Genomic DNA, 23298 nt, shown 5'->3' with positions numbered 1-23298 from the left:
GGGCGATTAATAAGCATTTGAATGGCTGAGCAAAAAAAGAAATGCCCGCCGGTTTGTTCCCGGCGGGCATTGATTTAACTGCCAGCTGTTATTTGGTTTTCAGCGGCAATGGGTAGAAACGGATTTGCACGTTGTAAGCTTCGTTATAAACCTCATACAGTACGTTTACGAAGTCGCTGATATTGAAAATCCACTCACCTTCATAAGTACGGCAGTGCAGGGTTTCCAGTGCAGCTCCATCGAGCAGACACATACCAAACTCATCTGTGTTACCTGCGTCCGCCACGTCACAGCTGTAGATACTGCCGTTATACTCGATATCACCCAGGCTAAATCCGTCACCGGTAACATCTGTACAGCAGAAGTCTTTATCGCTGCATACGTTAGTAGCACCATCCAGACAGTACGCACCGTCATCCCAGTAGCAAACTTCTCCGCTAAAGGTAAACAGTTCGGTCAGGTCAGTTGCGTCAAGAACGCCAGAGCCTGAAGTTCCCGGATCGGAGCGCATCATAAAGCAACCGGAATCATCACAATTTTCAGGCAGCAATACCCCATAATTATCAATCACACCGATTAACCAAAGGTCATCAGAAACATCATCAGTAGTTTTACCGTCACCGATAATTGGGATTTCCCGTCCATCTACCATAAAACCAGGTCCGCCACCTCTGGCCGGTTTGCCCAGTACCCGTCCATAGACTGCATAGCCATCTTTATCAGCAGGCAGTCTGACGATTGCAGGGTCATCCGGAGCAAAGCCGGCACAGGCATCGGTTACCTGTAAGGTGCTTTCATCGAGGTCTTCAAGGCTGCCTGATTTTTTGCCAGGTCCTTTGGCACCAGACTCCAGCAGGATCTGGAACCCGCCATCACCGCCTTCACCGCCACCATCGCCGTCGCCATCACCGTCCGGGAACTCCCTTAACGTATTGACCACGTTGCTGTACGCGCAGCTGTACTCAATTCCTTTCTCTTCCGGACATTCTCCCGGAAGAAATTCATCGCCGACTTCATAAGTAGGCACGACACGGTCTCTTGGTTTTAAGTCGATGACTTCTGTGACCACAATTTGGGTCTGACAGAAGTAATTATCTTTCTTGCCATGTATCAGCAAGTTATAGTGCTCACCACTGGGAAAACCATTCCCTAAAAACATACCATCCAGATCAACCGTTTTTCCCGCCCAGCTGCCAGGCGCAACCAGCAGTGCGACTAAAGCAGCCATCCAATATCCTGCTTTAAACATAATATGCCCCCTCATACTCTTCGCCGCTCCTGATTTGAGTATAGGCAGGTATCCACCCGCTCTTTAGACGAACTTTGATAACTAACGACGCTCTTAGAACAAGTCGTTACAAGCTCATTTTATGGAATGGTATGTGCTAATTTGCAACTTGTAGCACTACAAACCAACGCAATACTCTTGTTCACTTGTCATTGCGCTTTCCTGCTTCTGTCCCGGTCGATATAGGCTCTCATCTTTCTGAGAAGATCAAAATGAAGATAGATCATATTTTTTATAAAACACTTTTTCATTATTGACCGATTAGCAGTATGATCCCCCCTGATTTATCAGGAGATGATTATGCAAAAAACAGTAGCAGTACTGCTGGCGGACGGATTCGAAGAAGCGGAAGCAGTGGTATTTATTGATGTGGTACGCCGGTCTGGTATGAAAGTGGATGTGCTTGCCTGTAAAGATGAGGTGGCGCTTGAGACTTATTTTGAAACCCGGCTCACTGCCGACTTTACCCTGAACGAGAAGTTTGGCCAGGATTATGACGCCATCATGATGCCAGGTGGCCCTCAGGGAACGGATAACCTTTCGGCCAATCCGCAGGTACTGAGCTTTATCAAACGCCATATCGAAAATGGCCGCTATATCTGCGCGCTGTGCTCGTCGCCGGCCAAGGTGCTGGGCCGCCATGGCCTGCTGAAAGGCAAACATTTTGTGACAGGCAGTGGTCTTGAGTCCATGGTGGAAGACGGCATTTTTGTCGACGCCAAAGTGGTCACCGATGGTCAGTTCATTACCGGTAAGGGCCTTGGCTGCAGCTTTGATTTCGCTCTGACGGTTGCCCAAACACTGCGCACCGACGACCCGGACCACATCCTGTGGCAGGCGGACCACATTTATTACGAAGGCTGGCCAGATTCCGTTCTGCGCTTTTAAGCTCCGCAAAAAACAAACCGCGCCGAAGCGCGGTTTGTTACTGCAGCAGTCTTACCCGGTAACTGCTCTGCCCGGCTGATTGCCCCGGACTGGTATTACTCTTTATCACTCTTTCCCTTATCCTGACTGAAAATGCTCTTCATCAGTTCCATCGGCAGCGGGAACGCTATAGTCGAGCTCTTCTCACCGGCGATCTCGGTCAGGGTTTGCAGGTAACGAAGCATTATCGCATTCGGCTGGGCCGACATCCGGTTGGCCGCCTCCACCAGCTTCTCTGACGCTTCCATTTCACCCGAAGCATGGATGATCTTCGCCCGCCGCTCACGCTCGGCTTCTGCCTGTTTGGCGATAGCACGGATCATGGTTTCATTAAGGTCAACGTGTTTGATTTCCACGTCTGACACTTTGATCCCCCAGCCGTCTGAACGGGTATCGAGAATCGACTGAATATCGTTGTTGAGCATCTCACGGTTAGCCAGCATTTCATCGAGTTCGTGCTGACCGAGTACGGATCTCAGCGTGGTTTGTGCCAGCTGTGAGGTAGCCTGAAGATAGTCTTCCACCTTGATGATCGCTTTCTGCGCATCCACCACCCGAAAATAGATAACCGCATTCACCCGCACCGATACGTTATCGCGGCTGATCACGTCCTGGCTCGGCACGTCCATCACCACGGTGCGCATGTCCACTTTGACGATCTGCTGAACGATCGGGATAACAATAATAAGGCCCGGGCCTTTCACAGCCTGAAAACGGCCCAGGAAGAAGATCACACCCCGCTCGTACTCACGCAGCACATGGAACATACTGAACGCGATCAGCAGTACCAGCACCACAACCAGTACGGGGGTCACCATTCCGCTTTGTACTATTAATTCACCCATTCTCCTTTCTCCCCGGTAATTTTTTCACCAGCAGGGTCAGACCATCCACACCGCCAACCACAACGGTCTCCCCTTCCTGCAGCGGCTCGTCAGCCAGGGCTGACCACCGCTCTCCATCCACCAAAACAAAACCGCCGTTATCTGCACTCTCTATCACCAGCACCTCGGTACCGATCACTGATTCCAGGCCCGATACCACCTGCTTTTTCCTCAGCATCCAGATCCGCCGCAACACAAACACCACAAACGTCGCTGATATCAGCGCGATGCTGTAAATCAGGTTCATCGACACCTGCAGCTCCGGCAGATCGCTGTCAATCAAAAACAGCGAGCCGAGCACAAAGGCGACAATCCCGCCAAAGCCAAACAGGCCAAAGCTCGGCACCATGGATTCGGCAATCAGCAGCGCGATCCCCACCAGCATCAGCCCCACTCCGACATAGTTCACCGGCAACATCTGGAACGCGTACATAGCAATAAGCAGACAAATAGCCCCCATGATCCCGGCGATACCAAAGCCCGGGCTGTAGAACTCCAGCAGCAGACCGTAGATGCCGATAATCATCAGGATGTAAGCGATATTGGGGTCGGTAATGGTAGAGAGGAACTTGTTGCGCCAGTCAGGCTCGCGTTGATCCAGTTCTGCGCCATCAAAGGCCATCTGATACGGCTCTTCGTTAACCATCACACTCTGGCCTTCCAGCTTAGCCAGCAGATCCTGCGGGCTTTCTGCGATCAGGTTGATCACGTTCATTTCCAGCGCTTCGGAAGAAGAGAGCGTAGCCGCTTCAGTGACCGCTTTTTCCGCCCACTCCACGTTACGTCCGCGAAGCTGAGCAAGCGAGCGGATGTAGGCGACAGAGTCATTGAGGACTTTCTTTTCCATCGCGCTGGGCTCTTTTGACTGCTGTTCTTTACCCTCTTCTTCACCGCCTGGCGTACCACCGCCAATATTGACCGGCGTCGCAGCCCCAAGCGTAGTCGCCGGAGACATGGCCGCAATATGGCAGGCATAAAGAATAAACGTACCGGCACTGGCAGCCCTGGCCCCCTGAGGGTAAACAAGGCAAAGCACCGGAACGTCAGAAGCGAGGATTTGCTGATTGATGTCACGCAGGCTGGACACCAGACCACCCGGGGTATCCAGGGTAATGATCACAGCAGGAACGCCGGGCTGCTGATTCGCCCGCCGTATTTCATTAATAAGATATTCGCTCACAGCCGGGCCTATCGCCCCGCTGACAGCCAGTACCGGTACCGTCCTGGAGGAAGCTGACTCAGAAGCAGATTCAGGAGCAAACTGCTCAGCCACAGACGAACCGGGAATTATAAGGAGACAATACAGGAAAAGCCCCATCACCCATCGACACATCCGGACACTCCACAAGCGTGTTTAATTAGAGTTTAGTCGATAAGTGGCTGTTGTGTGGGGATATTGATATGCAGCCTTTGCTTCGGTACATACGAAATGAGGTCAATAGAAGCAGGAGCCAGAGACTATCCTCGATCTAAAAAAAGTGTCATTTAGTAAATCATAAAATATTCAGTAGCCTAACGTAAGGCAAAGTGCTACTTAAGTCAGTACTTACATTGAAACAGCTATTTCCATCGTTAATTTATTGCTACCCTGAGATTGCCAGGTAGAACATCCGGCAATCCATTTACTGACATAACAATACCTTATACTCACTTACTACATGTCTTTTTATTCAAGGTTATAGAAAACAAGTCTCGTTTATAATAATCTCTGAAAACATATACAACACCACCTAAGCTGTTTGCGGATTGTATATTTGAGTCATCGCTGCAAAGGGACTGTCTGGCCACCTCCCTCCTTATAAGCAACTCTTCATCTGATATTTTTTCTTTATCTGTACTATTAGAAATTAAATACATGTGAACTATACAATCTTTGATTTTTGGATAGCCTATATAAATCCCATCGGAGTTAGGCTTAGAGCTATTAGCTATCACTTCTACACCTGAGTAAAAATCCAAGACATTTTGATTGCATTGCTCCGCAGCTAAAGAACACCCTGACCAAATTAAAGCTAAAAAGATATATTTAAAGTGTTTTTTCATTATTTCATCCTATTTGAGTAAATCAAAACTTCAAGTAAAATCGGTGTTGCTTTTTAATTATATAAGCCTCACTGACATAAATACACCCTCACTCACCTGTTACAGGTCTGTTTATTCAAAGCTACAGAAAACAAGTCTCGATTGTAATAGTCTCTAAATACATATACAACACCACCTAATTCACTTGCAGATTGTATATTTGATTCATCACTGCAAAGGGATTTTCTTGCTATCTCTTTCCTTGCAACCAGCTCTTCACCAGTTACTTTGTCTTTATCAGAACTATTAGCTATTAGATAAATATGAACAATGCAATTTATGATTTTTGGAGGCGCAACATAAATCCTATCTGCGTTAGGCTTAGAGCCATAGGCTTTCTCTTTAATACCAGAGTAAAAATCCAAGACATTCTGTTCACATTGCTCTGCTGCTAAAGAACAGCCTGACCAGATTAAAGCTGGAAAGATATATTTAAAGTATTTTTTCATAGTTTCCTCCTGTTTAAGTAAAACCAGGCTCTAAGTAAAAATCGATGTTGTTTTTTATTGATCACAGAAGCATCACTGGCATATATATAGCCTTCTATTTATTTGGGGCCACCCAGCGTCTGCCAGCCTTTCTAAAATAGAATTAACCCTTCCTTCTAGTTAGGATACTTTTCTTTTATTGCATGATGCTATATACATTTCAATTGACGTCCCCACATACTTTCTTTGTCAACGAAAATTCCAACATATCCCTATTAAACACATCACCAAAGCGAAAATAAACCACTCCCATTTTATCAACCAAACCAGACACGTAATCCTGTGCGCATAGCTCTCGTATTAGTTCAGTCTCCATGCTCTTTCTTTTTTCATTTGTTATTTTTTAATATATCATGGTTATTTAAAACCAAATTCATATGAATTTTACAGTCAATCAGTTTAGGTAATATGAAGGATGTCCCTGTGCTATCAGGCCTGGCCAAAGCGTAGCCTTCCTCCTTAAGATTAAAGTAAGAATCCAGTTCGAATTTATTACACTTGTAACTCGCTACAGACATTGAAGGGATGAAAAGTAGCAATACAGCAATATCGACAATCTTAAATCTTGTATACATAATGTACTCCAGCCTGATTAAAACCAAGCTTGCCTAACTTTCCCACAGATTGTTAATCCCTTCATCCGAGCTATTCCATCTACCCATTCTGTAAGCTTTGCTTGTGAAAATTTTTCGGAATGTAACGAAATCCTTCAGAGTGAGCTATGAGCTAATTCACATAAATCAAACCACATAAATTCACAGAGTAAATAGTGAGAGCGCAATCCATTGCACTATCGTTCTGTCAAAAGCGAAAAGAAATTCTCTGAAGAATATGAAGTGATCTCGTTCTTGTGTGTGGATAGAGCCAAAGCGCGAGATGTTAACAAACCTTCCAGCGACACTGCCCGTATGATGCACTCCCACAACCTGTAATAAATCTGCTACAGAAACTGAATTCTCCGCATTGAACTTTTCATCAATAATCCACCCCGCATTATCAATGAGGAGAAATCAAAACAATGCGTAAACCACTTACTTTTTTAGTTGCATCTCTGTTATCTGTTTCAGCCCTGGCTTCTGCAGACAACAGCGGTTTCTATCTTGGCGCCAACGTAGGAAACTTGGGCGGCACTATCAGCAAGGAAGCGACTGGAAATGATAAGGACGAGAAATTTAATGCCCGCAGCTTTGGTCTGAATGCCGGTTACCAGGTAAACGACTGGTTCTCCGTTGAAGGGCGAATCAATAAGGCGAACAGCTATAAGAAAGATGGCGTTGAACTAAGCAACAACTATAACCTGGGTCTGTACTCTAAGTTCAGCATGAACGTGACTGATAAGGCATATCTGTATGGCCTTGCTGGTGTTTCTAACGTGAAATATGGACTGAAAGGCCATCTTGAAGATCCTAAAAAAACGGAACATCATCGTCAGTTCAAGCCGTCACTGGGTGTGGGTGTTGGTTATGACATTACCAATAACCTGACTGTAAGCGCTGACTACATTAACTATGCGGTTGGTAAAAAGAAACCACAAGATCTGCAACTGGGCGGGTTTAACCTTTCTATTAACTACCGATTCTAACCGGTCAGGCATTTACCGCTCAGGCGGTAAATGCCTTTTTTATGCACTCAACCAAATAACGTTCTGGCTCACTCTGAACATAAGGTTTTTGCCAGAACACGCCCACATCTCCGCTGGAAACTGCCTGAGGATGGTTGATGATGACCAACTCTCCTTCATCTAACTCACGCTCTATTCGATGCTTTGGTACCAGCATGATCGTCAGATTCTCTTTGGTCAGCTCAATACACGTCGCCGCGTCGTCGGCATACCAGCATTTCTGATCCGGCAATGTAGGCCAGTATTCCTTCTCGGTGTTCTTCCGCAGGGCTGCTGCCGTGTACTGGTTCAGCTCCAGAATAGAAACCTCCTCCTGCATGGCAAGCGGATGGTCATCACCACACACCACCAGCAAGGTTTGCTCACACACATGCTCAACATGGAACTGGTCACAAAGCTGCTCGGTATAATAACCCAGTGACAGCGTGTACCGATTAGGATCATCCATCAGGTCTTCATCACTGTGACTGAAAAAATGGCAGTCAATGTTGGGATAACGCTGGTTAAACTCTTCTACCGCCTGAACTACAGCTTTACCGCCAAGGTAGTGGCTCACACCGATTGTTAACTCACTGCTGAAGCCTTCCTGCATACTGTCAACTTTCTGGGTCAGGTACTGCTCCATACGCAGCATCTGCTTACACTCGTTGAGAAGATTCTTACCCTCTTCGGTCAGCTCCGGCTTATGGCCTTCCCGGCTGAGCAGAGTCGTATTCCAGTCAATTTCAAGATTGGTGATCCATTGACTGAGCTGGACCCTGCTGCGCCCCATCCGCTTCGCAGCAGCAGAAATAGAGCCGGTCTGTGCAGTGTACACAAAAGCCCTTATCGCATTTAAATTCATCGTGTCGGCACCCGCATTATTGATGACTTTGATAATGGTAGAGACCAGCTTTTAGTACAAGAGTACACCGTCCTGTTTTTGTGACAGAGTGTGAATGGCTGGTTGTGACCGTAATTTATATGCTGACCGGGCAGTGATATTGCTGCGCCAAATCTCAGAGAAAACATGCGAGTTATTTCAGCATCCGGCCTGTTTCTGGCCCTGTCACTCACCACTATTGCAGGAGCCCTGTGGCTTCCCGGCAAAGAGCAGCAACAGCCCGACATTGATACTCATCTGATCCTGCAAAATTCCGATTACGGCAGGCATCAGATCCAGTTGAACACCAGAACGAATATCACCCAGCCAGACTCCGACTACCGCACCTATCTGACGGTCTCTGACCGGGTTATGTACGATGACAGTATCGAGCTGATCGCTGAGGTTGAGCAGGTACACAATGTTTTGAAGGGAAATTATAACCTGTTTACTTCACCAAGCCTGACCCTGAAACCGGGCAGTGAAGGAAGTATCGAAATTGGTTCAGAGGCATTTACTGATATTTACTGGAGGGTACAGTTACTGAACTGAAAAAAAGGCTCTTAAATATAAGAGCCTTTTTCATTCTTACTTAAGCGGAGCAGGTAAAAAACGCGAGCCGACATCAAACCGTTTGTTCTGGTTAAGAATCCCGTCCAGCCACTGATAGAAGGTTACACCATCCTGTTTGCAGGTATAGAACTCGTCCAGCCACTCCAGGCAGTGCGGGGTCAGCTTGGTTTTCGGGTCCATATGGCAGTCAGAAATCCAATAATAGTAATTGTTGTTACTGAGCTGCTTTAACTCCTGGGTTGCGTAAACCATATCCTGTTGCCAGCGGGCCTTGATTGCATCGGTTACTGCCACACGGCTGGTTCTGGCCTGAAAGCCGACCATCGCCCTGTCCCTGATGGTATTTTGCTGCATCATGGTAACACGGGGCTCATCCTTAAACTTCTCCAGCGCATAGCGATAACCATCATTCATCGTATTGTTGGTGGTTTCGAATCCAAACGTCTCCTTAGCGTTAACGCCCCACCAGCCGGTAATCTCTGCGAACCTCTCCGTAGTCAGTGCATTACCATCCGACAACTGGAAAATCTGACTGTCGGGGTACATTTCAGCGATAGCCGGCAAATAATAGATTGCCCCATGACCGCCTGCGCTCTCACCTGAAACAAACACTTTATCTGCTTTTGGGTAGTTTTCAGCAACCCAGTCCAGTACCGCCCGGGCATTAGACTGCCCTTTGTGATGTATGGTTTTCAGCTTACCGTCAGGGCCGCGGTACTGGCGCTCTGCGTTACCAATATGTACATCGCCGGAGCAATAGGTCACCACCACCTTGTTCCAGTCCTTCAGAGGGTTAGCCTGCCTTTCCTGGCGATAAATACCGGTCTGAAAAGCCGCTTCATTCATGTTCAGCGCATCGGCGTAATAGATGCCGCCCTCAACGCTCTTAGCTTTATCCTGCCAGTGTACGGGCAAATTACAGCTCTCTTCATCCCAGCACGCGCCGCCTGGCTGAAAGAAGATATGAAGATTATCAGAACTGCCTTTCTGGTGATAAAAGCGGTAAGGGCTGCCGTCACTGCACATGGTGTCGCCACCTGGCTCCACCTCCTGCCACAAACCGGTCAATTGGGACTCGGTGACTGTTGCTCCTCCCAGACCCGTGGCATGAGAGAGCGGTGATATTGCAAGGGAGAGAAAGATAAGATGAGCCGTTTTCATAGTTACCTGCTAAGTGTCATTGAAGTTATGTATTCAATGTAAAACAAATCAAATAACTGATGAATTCACACTCTGTAGCAGGTTTATTACAGATCAGCCGGGCAGTCCCGGCTGAACCTTACTGAGCCGGGATCAGAGCACTTCCCAGCTGTGGGTCATTTCCACGCCCTGCCCCAGCATCAGGCACACTGAGCAGTACTTCTCCAGCGAATCAGCACATACCTTCGCTACCAGGTCTGCATCCAGATCCTTGCCGGATACTTCAAAGTGAATATTAATCGCAGTAAACACCCGTGGCGCAGTTTCACGACGCTCAGTGGTCAGTTTAGCGTTACAGCCGGTCACGGTCTGGCCCGCACTTTTCAGGCCATCTACCACGTCCACTGAGCTGCAGCCACCTGCGGCCATCAGTACCATTTCCATCGGACTTGGGGCGGTTTCGCCACCGTTTCCGTCCATTACGATTGAGTGGCCAGATGGCGAAGTGCCGATAAATTTCAGTCCATCAACCCATTTTACTTCTGCTTGCATGCTTGCTCCTTACTGCTGGATGCGGTGCGATTTAAGAACGAACTTACAATGAGTTGACGAACCGGGCAAGCCTGTCAGCCATGCTGGCAAAAAACCTGCTTAATACATTCAAGCAGGTATTTCTCCGGTTCTGACAGATTGCGCGGCTTTTGCCAGGATACTCCAAGGCGTACAACGGATACTGCCTTAGGATGGTTAACAATAAGCAGCTTTCCGTCTCTCAGCTCCTGCTCGATACGGTGTTTAGGCGTAAAGAAAAGCGTCAGATTGGCTTCGGTCAGCTCAAGTGCTGCTTCGTAGTCATCTACCAGCCAGCATTTCTGATCCGGCAGAGTCGGCCAGTACTCTTTATCTGTCTCTTTACGCAGGTCAGCCACTGTGTACTGGTTAAAATCCAGAATAGAAACCACGTCCTGATTTGCCAGCGGATGCCCGGCTCCGCACACCACCAGATGGGTATGCTCACAGACCTGCTCAACATGCAGGTAATCATTGAGTACGTCGGCGTAATACCCCACCGAAAGGTCATAGTTGTTGGGATCGCTCATCAAATCTTCATCGCAGCGCCCATAGAAATTACAATCAATATTGGGATACTTCTGATGAAACAGGATTATCGCCTGAGCCAGCGTTTTATACCCCAGATAACGACTGACACCTATGTTGATTTCATTACTGTGGCCATCCTGAAGGCTACCGACTTTCTGATTAATGTACTGCTCCATCCGAAGCATCTGCTTACACTCATCAAGCATGGCTTTGCCTTCGGCTGTCAGTTCCGGCGTATAGCCTTCCCGGCTAAAAAGCTGTGTATTCCAGTCTATCTCCAGGCTGCTGATCCACTGACTAAGCTGCGCCCGGCTGCGCCCCATCCGCCGTGCGGCCGCAGAAATTGAGCCGGTTTCGGCGGTATAAACAAAAGCTCTGATGGCATTGAGGTTCATGGTAGTTCCGGTTGTCCTGTTCAGAGTGATTCTGGAAGAACTCTCTTTCCGGCGCAAGAGCAAACTCCATCACAATTTACTAACGGAGTTTGCATAGAACAGACGAGCATGAAAGCTTAACCTTAGTAAAAAAACAATAAGTGAGTTCAACATGTTCATTTCCTCTGCCGAAGAAGTTGAAATCAGACTGATCTTAGCCAATACCGACTATGGCCCCCACAGATTAGCACTTAACAGCCGGACGAATATCAGTCCGGCAGGTGCCGGGCTGAACACCTTCCTGACACTTTCCACCCTGCAGCTGTGCGATGACTGCATCTCTCCGATCGCGACTGTTGAACAACAGTGCCATGAGGACAAAAAAGGAACCTGTACAGTAGAAGTGCTTCCCAGGATAACCATCAACAGAGGCAGTGAGGGCTCTGTCCGTATTGCGACGAAGGACAGAATCGAGCTGTTTTGGCAGCTCAGATGGCCACGTTAACCTCTGCCCGCCTGTTGTCACTTTTGGCAAGTGAGTTGGCATCTTTGGCGAGTGCATGCCTGGCGCTTTTCTCTAGACTGGTGATTGTCAGCCACACAACCAAAGTGAGAAAGCAGCTATGCAAAATTTCGATTATTACAACCCCACTCAAATCGTATTTGGCCAGAACCGCCTTAATGAGCTAGACCGCCTTGTTCCGGCCGGTGCCAAAGTCATGATCACGTTTGGCGGCCAGAGCGCGAAGAAGTACGGCACGATTGAGCGGGTACGCCAGGCTCTGAGGTCCCATGAGGTAGTTGAGTTTGGCGGCATTGAAGCCAACCCGAAGTTTGAAACCCTGGTAAAAGCAACCGAAGTGGCAAAAGCGGAAGGAGTCGATTTTCTTCTCGCTGTCGGCGGTGGCTCGGTAATGGATGGCACCAAATTTATCGCCCTGGCTGCGCGCTACGCCAGCGACGAGTACCAGAACATTCTGTTCAGCGGCTTCGCCCCGGTTCCGACCGAATCTGCCGTGCCGTTTGGCTGTGTGGTCACCCTGCCTGCTACCGGCTCTGAGATGAATATGGGTGGCGTGGTGACATACAACGGCCAGAAGCTGCTGTTTATGTCGCCGCTGACCTTTCCGAAGTTCTCTTTCCTTGATCCGCAACTGACCCAGACTCTGCCAAAAGCGCAGATCGCCAATGGGGTCGCGGATGCGTTTGTGCACGTTATCGAGCAGTACCTGACGGTGCCGGCCAATGGCCTGGTACAGGACCGCTTCTCTGAGGGACTGCTGAAGACCCTGATAGAGATCGGCCCGGTGACTTACGCAAACAATGAAGATATAGAAGCGCGTAAGAACTTTATCTGGTCTGCGACCAACGCGCTTAATGGCCTAATCGGAGTTGGCGTTCCGCAGGACTGGTCAACGCACATGATCGGCCACGAGCTGACCTCTCTGTTCGATATCGCCCACGGCAGAACCCTGGCTATTATACTGCCGCACCTGCTGCGCGAGCGTAAACTACACAAACGCGATAAGCTGCTGCAGTTCGCCGAACGTGTCTGGGATATTACCGAAGGAAGCGACGATGAGAAGATCGACCAGGCAATTGATAAAACCGAATCCTTCTTTAACTCACTCGATATCGTTACCCGGTTGTCGCACTACGACATTGACCAGCGGGGCATCGAAAAAGTGATCGCCAACCTGGAAAACCTGGGTATGACTGCCCTTTCAGAAAGTGGTGACCTGACCCCGGATGTGGTGAGAAAGATCCTGACCAGCGCGCTGTAACAGCCGCATTCACAAAAAGGCCGGGAAACTCCCTGCCTTCTCTTTATCTGCCTTTACTCAGTGCCCTACCGATACCTGATTCCGCCCCGCTTTCTTGGCATGGTAGAGCGCCTGATCGGCACGCAACAGAACCTGGTCGATACTGCCGTCGTGGCTCATTATCGAGCCAACGCCAATAGAAGTGGTCAGCATCACAGGTTCAAATGAGCCGTTTACCTCGACTCCCTGATGTTCAACTACCGCGCGAATACGCTCGGCCAGATGGAATGCATCATCCCGCTCTGTATTGGGCAGCAGGATCACAAACTCTTCGCCGCCAATACGGAAGATCGCATCAGACTGACGGATCAGTCCGGCACAGGTGGCAGCAAACTTGGCCAGCGCCTTATCTCCGCCTTCATGACCGTACTTGTCATTAACCTGTTTAAAGTAATCCACATCCAGAAGCAGCAGAGAGAGCGGGAATCCGTAGCGCTTCGCGCGCTCAAACTCGGCCCCGGCTGCATGCTCAAATGCCCGGCGGTTAAACACCCCGGTCAGTTGATCCTGATTAGCCAGACGCTCAATCTCATGGTTGGCAAGCTCCAGCTCACGCTGGGTTTTCTTCAGCAGGGTAATATCAACCCCGAACAGCAGCTTGTAGCCATTCTCCATATTCATCCGGGTCATCTGATACCAGCGCCCGTCGACCATATCTATCTCAAACTGACTGATCGGCTTTTGTTGCTGAAGCTCGTAAACATCCTGCAGCCAGGCTTCAATGTCGTCAGTTTCTATCCTGACCCCCTGTTTAGAGTGCCATGCTTTACGCAGCAAATCTTCTGCATGCTGGCCATGCGCCTTTTCTTTGGTGGTACCAAAAATACTCGCACAGATACTGTTGCAATAAAGAATGCAGTTGTTTTCATCCAGTACACCAAAACAGTCGGGGGAAATATCCAGCCCCTGATGCAGCACCGCTTCTATGGCGAGTTTGGGATCGTCCGGCATGGTGTGTCTCCGTCATTTTCCTGCTTACTGTTATAAGTATAGGCATGCATTGGCCCATGAGACACAATACGGTAACGACTGGTTAATTTGCTTTTTAGGTCAGCAGGTTATATAAGCAACTAAGCTTTATTCACAAAATGGAATGCACTATGACCACACTAATCGTCCTCATCGTCATTGTTTTGCTTGTGGTGGTATACGCCATCAGTATCTACAACAAGCTGGTAACGCTTCGCAACCGCTTCAAAAACAGCTTCGCTCAGATCGAAGTTCAGCTGAAACGCCGCTACGATCTGATCCCAAATCTGGTCAATACCGCCAAAGGTTACATGGAGCACGAGAAAGAGACGTTTGAACGTGTTATTCAGGCCCGTAACCAGGCGATTTCCGGTCTGAAAGCGGCCAGTGATGCACCGGACAGCTCAGCAGCTATCGGCCAGCTTGCTCAGGCCGAAGGCATGCTGCAAAGCGCACTGGGCAAACTAAATGTGGTGGTTGAAGCCTACCCGGAACTGAAAGCCAATGAGACCATGAGCCAGTTGCAGGAAGAGCTGACCAGCACAGAAAACAAGGTCGCGTTTGCCCGTCAGGCATTCAATGATTCGGTAACCAGCTACAACACCTACAAGCAGACTTTCCCACCAGTGATCTTCGCCAATATGTTTGGCTTCCAGGATGGCAAGCTGCTGGAGTTTGCTGACAGCGAAGCTATTCAGGCTGCGCCTGAAGTGAGCTTCTGATGGATTTTTTTCAGCATCAGGATACCGCGCGCCAGCGTACCGGGCTTCTGGTGGTGTTGTTCTCTGTGGCGGTGCTGACCATCACCGCCCTGGTCAGTGTGGTGTCGATAGCTATCTATCTCAGCACCACCGGAGAACCACTTGAGCCAGGGAAAATGGCTGAGTACAGCCTTTACTGCTTCCTCGGCGTGGCCTTTGTTGTGGGCATGAGCAGCGCCATCCGGCTGCACGATCTCGGCTCTAATGGTGGCCGCGGTGTTGCTGAAAGCATGGGCGGCAAACTTATCTCCACCGATACCACAAACGGCAAACACCGTCAGTTACTCAACGTAGTTGAAGAGATGGCGATTGCTGCCGGAATGCCGGTGCCACCAGTCTACGTGATGGAAAAAGAGCACGGCATTAATGCTTTCGCTGCCGGAATGAGCATAGACGATGCGGTGATCGGTGTTACCCAGGGCTCGCTGGATGCGTTCAGCCGTGACGAGCTTCAGGGCGTGATCGCTCATGAGTTCAGCCATATCCTCAACGGGGATATGCGACTCAATACCCGCCTGATTGGCATACTGTTTGGCATTACCTGTATCGCGTGGTTTGGTCATCTGGTACTGGATAACATGCCCCGTTCCCGCCGCAGCTCTTCATCCAGCTCATCAGATTCCGGAAAAACACTCGCCGCCATCATGCTCATCGCTGTGGTCTGCATCATTCTTGGCTGGCTGGGTACCCTGTTTGGCTCGATGATCAAAGCCTCGATCTCGCGTCAGCGCGAGTTTCTGGCTGATGCCAGCGCAGTGCAGTTTACCCGTAATGATCAGGGTATCGCCGGAGCACTGAAAAAGATCGGCGGCCACAGCACAGGCTCCACACTGGCCTCCAAAGCCAGCCAGGAGATGAGCCACATGATGTTTGGCCAGAGCAAACTGAGCGGCCTTTCAGGCATGTTTGCCACCCACCCGCCACTGGAAGAACGCATCCTGCGGATAGAGCCGGGATGGGATGGCAACTACAGCGCGGACAACCCGTCTACTGGTGCCTCTGTTCATGCTCAGGCCAGCGGATTTGCCGCCGGAGCAGCGCCTCAAACACAGCAGCCAGCCCCCGGGGCAGCTCCGGAGCCTGAGCACGTGAGCGCAGCAGGCCAGAAACTGATCAGTCAAATCCCGCCAGAACTGGCTGATATGGCGAGAGAACCCTACAGCGCCCGCTTTATCACCCTGATGCTGATCTTTGACGGAACCGATAGCCAGCGCAGCGCCATCGCCAACCATATTCCGCCAGCCGCACAGCCCCGCATGATGCCATGGCTGGACCATGATCTTCCCCATCACCTGCACCTGCCACTGCTTGAGCTGGCTATACCGGCACTGAAGTCCCTCAGTGACGGGCAAAAGCACCGCCTGTGTGAGGTGCTGCGCGAGCTGGCTCAGATGGACAACCACTACTCTCTCAGCGAATGGTGCGTGATCAATCTGCTGGAGAAACAACTGCTGCCCTCTTTCGGTAAAGCTGGCCAGCACAAAACACTCAAACAGGTGGAAGAGAGTGCTCTTTGGGTGCTTCGCGAGCTGGCCTGGGTTTGTCATCCGAAACCAGAGAAAGCGCAACAGGCTTATGACGCCGCGCTTAAGCACATTGGCCTGCCAGCTCTACAGCTGGAAGCGTCCAACCAAAACTGGAAACTGACCCGGGTAGCACTGGAGCTGCTGGTACAGCTCAAACCAAAGGATAAACACGCCTTTGTTAAAGCCTGCCGGATTGCAGTTGAATCTGACGGTAAGATCACCGTCGCAGAAGGCGAACTCTACCGGGTGATTGCCTGCTTCCTTGAGGTACCGGAGCCGCCGCTGACGGTTTCAGTGTAAACTTTGAAGAGCTGCCGGACGGTGGCTCTTTTTTTCATGAGGTAAACAGTAATGGCAAATATCGTTTTTATCGCTGCCAGCTTAGATGGCTATATCGCAGACAGACAGGGCGGCCTTGACTGGCTGCATCAGATACCAAACCCAGACGGCATCGATATGGGTTTTGGCCCTTTAATGGAAAGAGTCGACGCGCTGGTGATGGGCAGAAACACCCTGGAAATGGTGCTGAGTTTTGGTGTGGAATGGCCGTACAGCAAACCAGTGTTTGTACTCAGCAACACCCTGAAAACTGTCCCCAAAGGGTATGAGGATAAAGTTTTTCTGGTCAACGGCCCGCTGGATGAGCTGCTGAAAGATCTCAACAGCAAAGGCTATAAGGATCTTTATATCGACGGCGGCCTCACCATCCAGAACTTCCTTAAACAGGATCTTATCGACGAGCTGATCATCTCAACCATTCCGGTACTGCTCGGTGGTGGCTCACCGCTGTTTGGAGAGCTTGCTGAACCACAGAACTTTGAGCTTAAGAGCAGCACAGTTTATCTGGATGCGATTGTACAGAGTCATTATGTGAGAGTGAGAGAGTCCAGAGCCTAGAACCGAGAACCGAGAACCGAGAACCGAGAACCGAATAATCCCACCATCACCAGATGGTGGGAAATACATCAGACTACTAGCGAATCCCCTGTTTATCCGCCATTTCACCCGCTATTTTTGGGGCGTTCCAGAGAGAAGGCAGCAGAATAAACGACACAGGCACCGCGGTCAGAACAATAAACGACTGCAGTGCGCCGATACCGCCCTGACCCATTGAGATCAGCGCGATTGCCACCAGGCCCATCATGATGCCCCAGAATGCGCGCACCGCTGCATTTGGTTCATTTGAACCTGTGATCACCATACTGATGGTATAAGTCATCGAGTCACCCGTGGTGACGATAAAGGTAGAAGTCAGCAGCAGAAACAGCGCTGAAATCACCACAGACATCGGCAGCTCAGCGGTGATCGCCAGCAGAACGGCAGGCAGATTAAAGCCCTCCAGAGCCCCTGAGATTGAACCCGGGTTGGCAATCTCAAATGCCAGGCCACTGCCACCAACAATACTGAACCAGAAGCAGGTGATAAGCGGCGCTGCGATACTGATAGACAACACAAGCTGGCGGATAGTCCGGCCACGGGAGATACGCGCGATAAAGATCGCCATCATTGGTCCATAGCCAATAAACCAGCCCCAGAAAAACACCGTCCAGCTGCTCAGCCAGGCGGTATCACCACGAAACAGTGCCATCGGGAAGAAGTTATCAACCATCTGGCCTACACCCTGAAGATAGCCATCGACAATAAAGCCCGTTGGACCGAACAGCAGGATGTAACCGATCAGACCGGCCGACATCAGAATGTTGTAACGGCTGATGATCTGAATCCCTTTGCTCACGCCACTCAGCGCAGACAGGGTATACATGGCCACTGCAGCCAGACAGGGTATACATGGCCACTGCAGCCAGAATAACCAGGCTCTGGGTGACAAAGGTATCCGGCAGGCTGAACAGCTCACTGAGAGCGTAGCTGATCTGCAGGCCAAGAAAGCCAATCGGGCCGATAGTACCGGCTGCCACGGCAATAATACTGCACGAGTCCACCAGGGTACCCGGCCAGCCATTAATCGCCTTCTCACCCAGCACGGGGTAAAGCAGAGTTCTTGGTTTGAGCGGCAGGCCTTTATCGTAGTGAAGATGCATCAGCACAACAGATGACAGGCAGCCCAAAATCGCCCAGGCAAGAAAGCCCCAGTGCATAAATGACTGAGCCAGGGCATTAACCGCCGCTTCTTTCAGTGAACCAGCCTGACTATAAAGGGGCGGAGCGCTCACCATGTGAGCAATTGGCTCAGCCGCCGCCCAGAATACCCCACCACCAGCGAGCAGGGTACAAAGCACAATCGACAGCCATTTAAAGGTATCTATTTCTGGCGTCTCAAGCGCGCCAAGGCGCACCGCGCCGGTCCGGCTTATCGCGATGGCCAGACCAATAATAAAGTTAAGCAACAAGAGTACCTGCCAGTAAGCACCAAAGTACTGAGTAGCGTAAGAAAATGCACTGCTAATCGATGCAGTAAGCGTGTGGGTGTGAGTAAGGGCGAGCAACACGAAGAGAGAGAGGAAACTGCCGCTGAGCAGGAAGACAGGATTATTCAGCGCAAGCTTTTCTCCAAGGGAAGGAGGATGAACTGCAGGATATTGCGACTCATCAATCGAAGAGCAGCAGGTAGCGTTTGTCATATCTGACATAAATCGTTCGCTATTTTGTGGACCTAAGGGCCATGTATTTCCCCCGGTAAGTTTTACCAGGGCTGTAAAAAGCCGGCGATCCTAACATGACTGCGTGACCCAGATCACACTTTATTATTTACATTTAACTCAACATCCTGATGAAAACTGTCCATCTCCCTGAGATTAAAAACAAAATGGAACGTAAGAGCTGGCTTAATCCTGCTCCGGATTTTCATTCCTGACCAGGAAATCATACAGACACCTCGCCGCCGGCCCGGTCTTTGCGCCTTTGGGCAGCGTAATATGCAGCGGCACCTGGTAGCTCTGAGCCTGCTCTACCTCCAGCACTTTCAGCGACCCTGCGGCAGCCTGGCTGATGATATGGCGGGGAAGACGAGAGTAACCCAGGCCAGCCTGCGCAGCGCGCAGTGCGTGGTCGAAATTATCGACCGTGATCCGCTGTGATGACTTGAGCCATCCAACATCCTGCCCCTGCGAACGGTCGCCCAGATCCCGGATAACAATTTGTGCCAGACCGGAAAGCTCCGCCAGACAAACCTTTTCGGGCAAGGCCAAAGGGTGATTGACCGATACCACAGGCAGCATACTAGTAAGGCCAAACGCTTCAGCAGGATAGTTGGTCACCGGCAGGTTAATAATGGCAATATCGGCCTCTTCGCTGGTGACCATTTCGGTGGTTTTGCTCAGTGAGGTTTCTACTACCTGAATTGAAGTGAACTGATTCTGCTTAAGATACTCAGCCAGTGGCCGGTAAAGCATCTGAGGATCGCACAGGTGATCCATTGCGATAGTGAGCTCAGACTCCACTCCCTGAGAGAGCTGCTCGCCCACCAGCTCCAGCTCCTGAGCCTGTTCGAGCATCGCACTGGCACGCCTTAGCAGGGAGCGGCCATCTTCGGTCAGCACTGCCCGCCTTCCCTGAACCTGAACCAAATCGACACCCAGTTGATCTTCCAGCTTTCTCACCGCATAGATCAGGGTTGTGTGGCTTTTGTTCATCACGCCAGCAGCCGCCTGAATACTGCCTGCACGTTCTATTTCAAACAGCGTCATCCACTGTTCCAGGGTGGTCTTAAGTCTCATTGGTCTATTTTTTCCACATTATCTCGCAATATTATGAACTTTTTTGTTCATTTTATATAGATAAGAATAGCTCCAACGCCACCGACGTGTGGCAGGATTCAGACAACGGAGCAAGAGAATGAAAAAGTTACTACAGGTCGATTTTGGTTTTAATGGCCCATTTGGTGAAGAGATGGCGAACCAGCTCACCCAGCTGGCAGAGTCAATCAATCAGGAACCAGGCATGATCTGGAAGATCTGGACCGAGAATGCCCACCAGCAAATTGGTGGTGGAGTATATCTGTTTGAAGATGAAGCCAGTGCCCTGGCCTACCTGGAAATGCACAGCGCAAGACTAAAAGCGATGGGTGTTGAGGAAGTCAGAGGGATCATCTTTGATATTAACCAACCGCTCAGCGCCATTAACCGTGCTCCGGTAAACATGGAGAAGCCATTATGAGCAACCGTCAGTTCCTCAGTCTGCATGGCGCCATTTATGCCCTGTTTGCGGTAGCGCTGTTTGTCGTTCCGGCACTGATGTGGCCGCTGTATGGTGTAGAGATCAACGATAAGTACGCGCTGTTCCTGTCGCAGCACACCAGCATCTTTCTCGGCGGTGTCGCTGCGATCACCTGGCTACTACGGGACATTGAAAACGGTACATCAGCCACTCAGCTGATTAAAGCACTGCTGTTTACCAACGCTCTTGGTGCAGCTATTACCGGTTACGCAGCTGTAGCCGGCATCTTTACCGGATTTGGCTGGAGTGATCCGGTGTTCTTCCTGACGCTGACACTGCTTAGCTACCTCCAGCTAAAAAAGCAATAACCCTGTTATACGGAGGGCCCCGGCCCTCTGCACCTTCTTCATTTCGGTAATACCTATTAAATTAATAGCCACAATGAGTTAGAGGTCTTGTGTTCGCTTAAGTACGATTTTGGCCGTACTTATCCTATTACAGACCACTGCCAGAGGCGGTGGATTAAGGAGCAAAACATGAAAGACCATGATAATAAATCTGCAGGAAAATGCCCGGTAATGCACGGCGGTGCCACCTCGTCCAGCCAGTCAGACCCTGTCTGGTGGCCCAAATCACTCAACCTCGATATTTTGCACCAGCACGACCATAAGACAGATCCGCTTGGCGAGGGGTTCAGCTACAGAGAAGCCCTGAAAGAACTCGATACCGACGCACTCAAAGCAGACCTTAAAGCCCTGATGACCGACAGCCAGGAGTGGTGGCCGGCTGACTGGGGACACTATGGTGGCCTGATGATCCGTATGGCATGGCACTCCGCCGGTACCTACCGCATCGCCGACGGGCGCGGGGGCAGCAGCACAGGCAGTCAGCGTTTTGCACCACTTAACTCCTGGCCGGACAACGCCAACCTGGATAAAGCGCGACGTCTGCTGTGGCCAATCAAGAAAAAATACGGAAACAAAATCAGCTGGGCGGATCTGATGATCCTCGCCGGTAACATGGCTTACGAGTCGATGGGACTGAAAACTTACGGTTTCGGTTTTGGCCGCCAAGATATCTGGCATCCGGAAAAAGACATCTACTGGGGCTCAGAAAAAGAGTGGCTGGCACCGAGCGGTGGCAAAAACAGCCGCTACTCAGGCGAACGTGAGCTGGAAAACCCTCTGGCCGCGGTAATGATGGGCCTTATCTATGTCAACCCGGAAGGTGTTGACGGTAATCCAGACCCACTGAAAACCGCTCAGGATATGCGTACTACCTTTGCCCGTATGGCAATGAATGACGAAGAGACCGTCGCCCTGACTGCAGGTGGCCACACCGTGGGCAAAGCACACGGCAACGGAAATGCCAGCAAGCTGGGCGCAGAGCCGGAAGGCGCCAACCTTGAAGACCAGGGCTTTGGCTGGCTGAATCACCACAGCCGGGGCATAGGCCGCGACACGGTCACCAGCGGCATTGAAGGCGCGTGGACAACCCATCCAACTCAGTGGGATAACGGCTACTTCAGCCTGCTGCTCGGCTATGACTGGGAACTGACCAAAAGCCCGGCAGGAGCCTGGCAATGGGAGCCGGTAAACATCCGGGAAGAAGACAAGCCGGTCGATGTCGAAGACCCGGGCATTCGCTACAACCCGATGATGACTGACGCAGACATGGCGCTGAAAATGGATCCGGAATACCGCAAGATTTCAGAGCGTTTTTATAACGATCCGGACTACTTCTCCGAAACTTTCGCACGCGCCTGGTTTAAGCTCACCCACCGCGACATGGGGCCAAAAGCCTGCTATATCGGCCCGGATGTACCGGATGAAGATCTCATCTGGCAGGACCCGGTTCCGGCGGGCAACCGTGACTACGATATAGACAACGTCAAAGCGAAGATCGCAGACAGCAGACTGAGCATCGGCGAAATGGTTGCCACTGCATGGGACAGCGCGCGTACGTTCCGTGGCTCTGACCGTCGCGGTGGTGCGAACGGCGCCCGTATCCGCCTTGCTCCCCAAAATCAGTGGCAGGGTAACGAGCCGGAGAGACTGGAAAAGGTTCTTTCTGTACTAGAGAGCATCGCTGCTGAAAACGGCGCAAGTGTTGCCGACACCATAGTGCTGGCCGGTAACCTGGGTGTGGAGATGGCAGCAAAAGCGGGCGGCTTCGATATCAGCGTGCCGTTCTCACCCGGCCGCGGTGACGCCAGTGACGAAATGACCGATACCGACTCGTTTGCGGTACTGGAGCCTCTGGCTGACGGCTTCCGTAACTGGCAGAAGCAGTGGTATGCCGTAACGCCGGAAGAGCTGCTGCTGGACCGCGCACAACTGATGGGCCTGACCGCGCCGGAAATGACTGTACTGGTCGGTGGCATGCGGATGCTTGAGAGTAACTACGCCGGCACTTCCCATGGCGTGTTTACCGACAACCCAGGCGCGCTAAGCAATGACTTCTTCGTCAACCTGACCGATATGACCTACACCTGGCAGCCAAAAGGCGCCAACCTGTACCATATCTGTGACCGCAAAACCGGTGAAATGAAGTGGACCGCCACCCGGGTGGATCTGGTATTTGGTTCAAATTCCGTGCTGCGCTCATACGCCGAACTGTACGCCCAGGATGACAACAAAGAGAAGTTTGTCCGCGACTTTATCGCCGCCTGGAGTAAGGTAATGAACGCTGACCGCTTCGACCTGGTCTAAGAAAGTAAGGCCTCCCTTTTCGGGAGGCCTTATCTGTAAGTTCCAATCCGGCCAC

The 23298-nt window shown here is 50.6% G+C and carries 22 protein-coding genes and 1 pseudogene; 11 read left to right on the top strand and 12 right to left on the bottom strand.

Features of this window, described 5'->3' with window-relative positions; genetic code table 11:
* Positions 1 to 88 precede the first annotated feature (88 nt).
* On the bottom strand, positions 89 to 1228 hold the full coding sequence (locus ACVB80_RS07195; RefSeq protein WP_481080600.1) for a hypothetical protein: 1140 nt from the start codon (positions 1226 to 1228) through the stop codon (positions 89 to 91).
* 360 nt (positions 1229 to 1588) lie between these two features.
* On the opposite strand from ACVB80_RS07195, the gene ACVB80_RS07190 reads away from it, so the two are divergent.
* Positions 1589 to 2176: a DJ-1/PfpI family protein gene (locus ACVB80_RS07190; protein ID WP_481080599.1), complete on the top strand. Its 588-nt coding sequence runs from the start codon at positions 1589 to 1591 to the stop codon at positions 2174 to 2176.
* A gap of 95 nt (positions 2177 to 2271) precedes the next feature.
* Here the strand turns inward: ACVB80_RS07190 and ACVB80_RS07185 are convergent, their stop codons facing one another.
* From ACVB80_RS07185 to ACVB80_RS07170, 4 genes are all read right to left on the bottom strand, one after another.
* Entirely contained in the window at positions 2272 to 3060 is a 789-nt protein-coding gene (locus tag ACVB80_RS07185; protein ID WP_481080598.1) for a slipin family protein, read from the bottom strand.
* Positions 3053 to 4432: an NfeD family protein gene (locus ACVB80_RS07180; RefSeq protein WP_481080597.1), complete on the bottom strand. Its 1380-nt coding sequence runs from the start codon at positions 4430 to 4432 to the stop codon at positions 3053 to 3055. The genes ACVB80_RS07185 and ACVB80_RS07180 overlap by 8 nt, the downstream gene beginning before the upstream one ends.
* 314 nt (positions 4433 to 4746) lie before the next feature.
* On the bottom strand, positions 4747 to 5142 hold the full coding sequence (locus tag ACVB80_RS07175; RefSeq protein WP_481080596.1) for a hypothetical protein: 396 nt from the start codon (positions 5140 to 5142) through the stop codon (positions 4747 to 4749).
* Positions 5143 to 5234: 92 nt separating this feature from the next.
* Complete coding sequence (locus ACVB80_RS07170) at positions 5235 to 5630, bottom strand: hypothetical protein (protein WP_481080595.1); 396 nt, start codon at positions 5628 to 5630, stop codon at positions 5235 to 5237.
* Between the two features lie 1057 nt (positions 5631 to 6687).
* Between ACVB80_RS07170 and ACVB80_RS07165 the strand changes: the two genes are divergently transcribed.
* Positions 6688 to 7251, top strand: coding sequence for a porin family protein (locus ACVB80_RS07165; protein ID WP_481080594.1), 564 nt, complete (start codon positions 6688 to 6690; stop codon positions 7249 to 7251).
* A 19-nt stretch (positions 7252 to 7270) separates the two neighbouring features.
* Here ACVB80_RS07165 and ACVB80_RS07160 read toward each other — a convergent pair whose 3' ends face one another.
* The gene (locus tag ACVB80_RS07160) at positions 7271 to 8134 is read right to left on the bottom strand and encodes a LysR family transcriptional regulator (RefSeq protein ID WP_481080593.1); all 864 of its coding nucleotides are present in this window, start codon (positions 8132 to 8134) and stop codon (positions 7271 to 7273) included.
* A 165-nt stretch (positions 8135 to 8299) separates the two neighbouring features.
* Between ACVB80_RS07160 and ACVB80_RS07155 the strand changes: the two genes are divergently transcribed.
* Positions 8300 to 8704 carry a hypothetical protein gene (locus ACVB80_RS07155; RefSeq protein ID WP_481080592.1) on the top strand — a complete coding sequence of 135 codons (405 nt, stop codon included), beginning with the start codon at positions 8300 to 8302 and terminating at the stop codon, positions 8702 to 8704.
* Between the two features lie 36 nt (positions 8705 to 8740).
* On the opposite strand, the gene ACVB80_RS07150 is transcribed toward ACVB80_RS07155, so the two are convergent.
* The 3 genes from ACVB80_RS07150 to ACVB80_RS07140 all read right to left on the bottom strand — a co-directional run bounded on the left by ACVB80_RS07150 (position 8741) and on the right by ACVB80_RS07140 (position 11361).
* Positions 8741 to 9886: a pectin acetylesterase-family hydrolase gene (locus tag ACVB80_RS07150; RefSeq protein WP_481080591.1), complete on the bottom strand. Its 1146-nt coding sequence runs from the start codon at positions 9884 to 9886 to the stop codon at positions 8741 to 8743.
* A gap of 132 nt (positions 9887 to 10018) precedes the next feature.
* Positions 10019 to 10417 (bottom strand): OsmC family protein, encoded by a 399-nt coding sequence (locus ACVB80_RS07145; RefSeq protein WP_481080590.1) that lies wholly within the window; start codon positions 10415 to 10417, stop codon positions 10019 to 10021.
* A gap of 74 nt (positions 10418 to 10491) precedes the next feature.
* Positions 10492 to 11361, bottom strand: a complete 870-nt coding sequence (locus tag ACVB80_RS07140) for a LysR family transcriptional regulator (protein WP_481080589.1) — start codon at positions 11359 to 11361, stop codon at positions 10492 to 10494.
* A gap of 151 nt (positions 11362 to 11512) precedes the next feature.
* On the opposite strand from ACVB80_RS07140, the gene ACVB80_RS07135 reads away from it, so the two are divergent.
* Together ACVB80_RS07135 and ACVB80_RS07130 are read left to right on the top strand one after the other, a co-directional pair.
* A complete protein-coding gene (locus ACVB80_RS07135) occupies positions 11513 to 11845 on the top strand; it encodes a hypothetical protein (RefSeq protein WP_481080588.1) in 333 nt (110 codons plus the stop codon).
* A gap of 118 nt (positions 11846 to 11963) precedes the next feature.
* Positions 11964 to 13124 (top strand): iron-containing alcohol dehydrogenase, encoded by a 1161-nt coding sequence (locus tag ACVB80_RS07130; RefSeq protein ID WP_481080587.1) that lies wholly within the window; start codon positions 11964 to 11966, stop codon positions 13122 to 13124.
* A 57-nt stretch (positions 13125 to 13181) separates the two neighbouring features.
* On the opposite strand, the gene ACVB80_RS07125 is transcribed toward ACVB80_RS07130, so the two are convergent.
* The gene (locus tag ACVB80_RS07125; protein ID WP_481080586.1) at positions 13182 to 14114 is read right to left on the bottom strand and encodes a GGDEF domain-containing protein; all 933 of its coding nucleotides are present in this window, start codon (positions 14112 to 14114) and stop codon (positions 13182 to 13184) included.
* 149 nt (positions 14115 to 14263) lie between these two features.
* Between ACVB80_RS07125 and ACVB80_RS07120 the strand changes: the two genes are divergently transcribed.
* Genes ACVB80_RS07120 through ACVB80_RS07110 form a run of 3 tightly spaced genes read left to right on the top strand, consistent with a single transcriptional unit; the run spans position 14264 to position 17316 of the window.
* A complete protein-coding gene (locus tag ACVB80_RS07120) occupies positions 14264 to 14854 on the top strand; it encodes a LemA family protein (RefSeq protein WP_481080585.1) in 591 nt (196 codons plus the stop codon).
* Complete coding sequence (locus ACVB80_RS07115) at positions 14854 to 16719, top strand: M48 family metallopeptidase (protein ID WP_481080584.1); 1866 nt, start codon at positions 14854 to 14856, stop codon at positions 16717 to 16719. Before ACVB80_RS07120 ends, ACVB80_RS07115 begins: the two co-directional genes overlap by 1 nt.
* Positions 16720 to 16770: 51 nt before the next feature.
* A complete protein-coding gene (locus ACVB80_RS07110; protein WP_481080583.1) occupies positions 16771 to 17316 on the top strand; it encodes a dihydrofolate reductase family protein in 546 nt (181 codons plus the stop codon).
* A 76-nt stretch (positions 17317 to 17392) separates the two neighbouring features.
* Here ACVB80_RS07110 and ACVB80_RS07105 read toward each other — a convergent pair.
* Positions 17393 to 19007: pseudogene (locus tag ACVB80_RS07105) on the bottom strand (BCCT family transporter).
* Between the two features lie 195 nt (positions 19008 to 19202).
* Positions 19203 to 20093: a LysR family transcriptional regulator gene (locus ACVB80_RS07100; RefSeq protein ID WP_481080582.1), complete on the bottom strand. Its 891-nt coding sequence runs from the start codon at positions 20091 to 20093 to the stop codon at positions 19203 to 19205.
* Between the two features lie 118 nt (positions 20094 to 20211).
* On the opposite strand from ACVB80_RS07100, the gene ACVB80_RS07095 reads away from it, so the two are divergent.
* The 3 genes from ACVB80_RS07095 (at position 20212) to katG (ending at position 23243) form a co-directional block, all read left to right on the top strand.
* Entirely contained in the window at positions 20212 to 20532 is a 321-nt protein-coding gene (locus tag ACVB80_RS07095) for a monooxygenase (RefSeq protein ID WP_481080581.1), read from the top strand.
* Positions 20529 to 20900 carry a hypothetical protein gene (locus ACVB80_RS07090; protein WP_481080580.1) on the top strand — a complete coding sequence of 124 codons (372 nt, stop codon included), beginning with the start codon at positions 20529 to 20531 and terminating at the stop codon, positions 20898 to 20900. The genes ACVB80_RS07095 and ACVB80_RS07090 overlap by 4 nt, the downstream gene beginning before the upstream one ends.
* 168 nt (positions 20901 to 21068) lie before the next feature.
* Positions 21069 to 23243, top strand: coding sequence for a catalase/peroxidase HPI (gene katG / locus ACVB80_RS07085; protein WP_481080579.1), 2175 nt, complete (start codon positions 21069 to 21071; stop codon positions 23241 to 23243).
* Positions 23244 to 23298: the final 55 nt, after the last annotated feature.

It is taken from the genome of Vibrio sp. 9-16B-A1 (assembly GCF_056726165.1).
The sequence above is the reverse complement of the archived record's forward strand: the minus strand, read 5'-3'. Positions and strand labels throughout refer to the sequence as shown.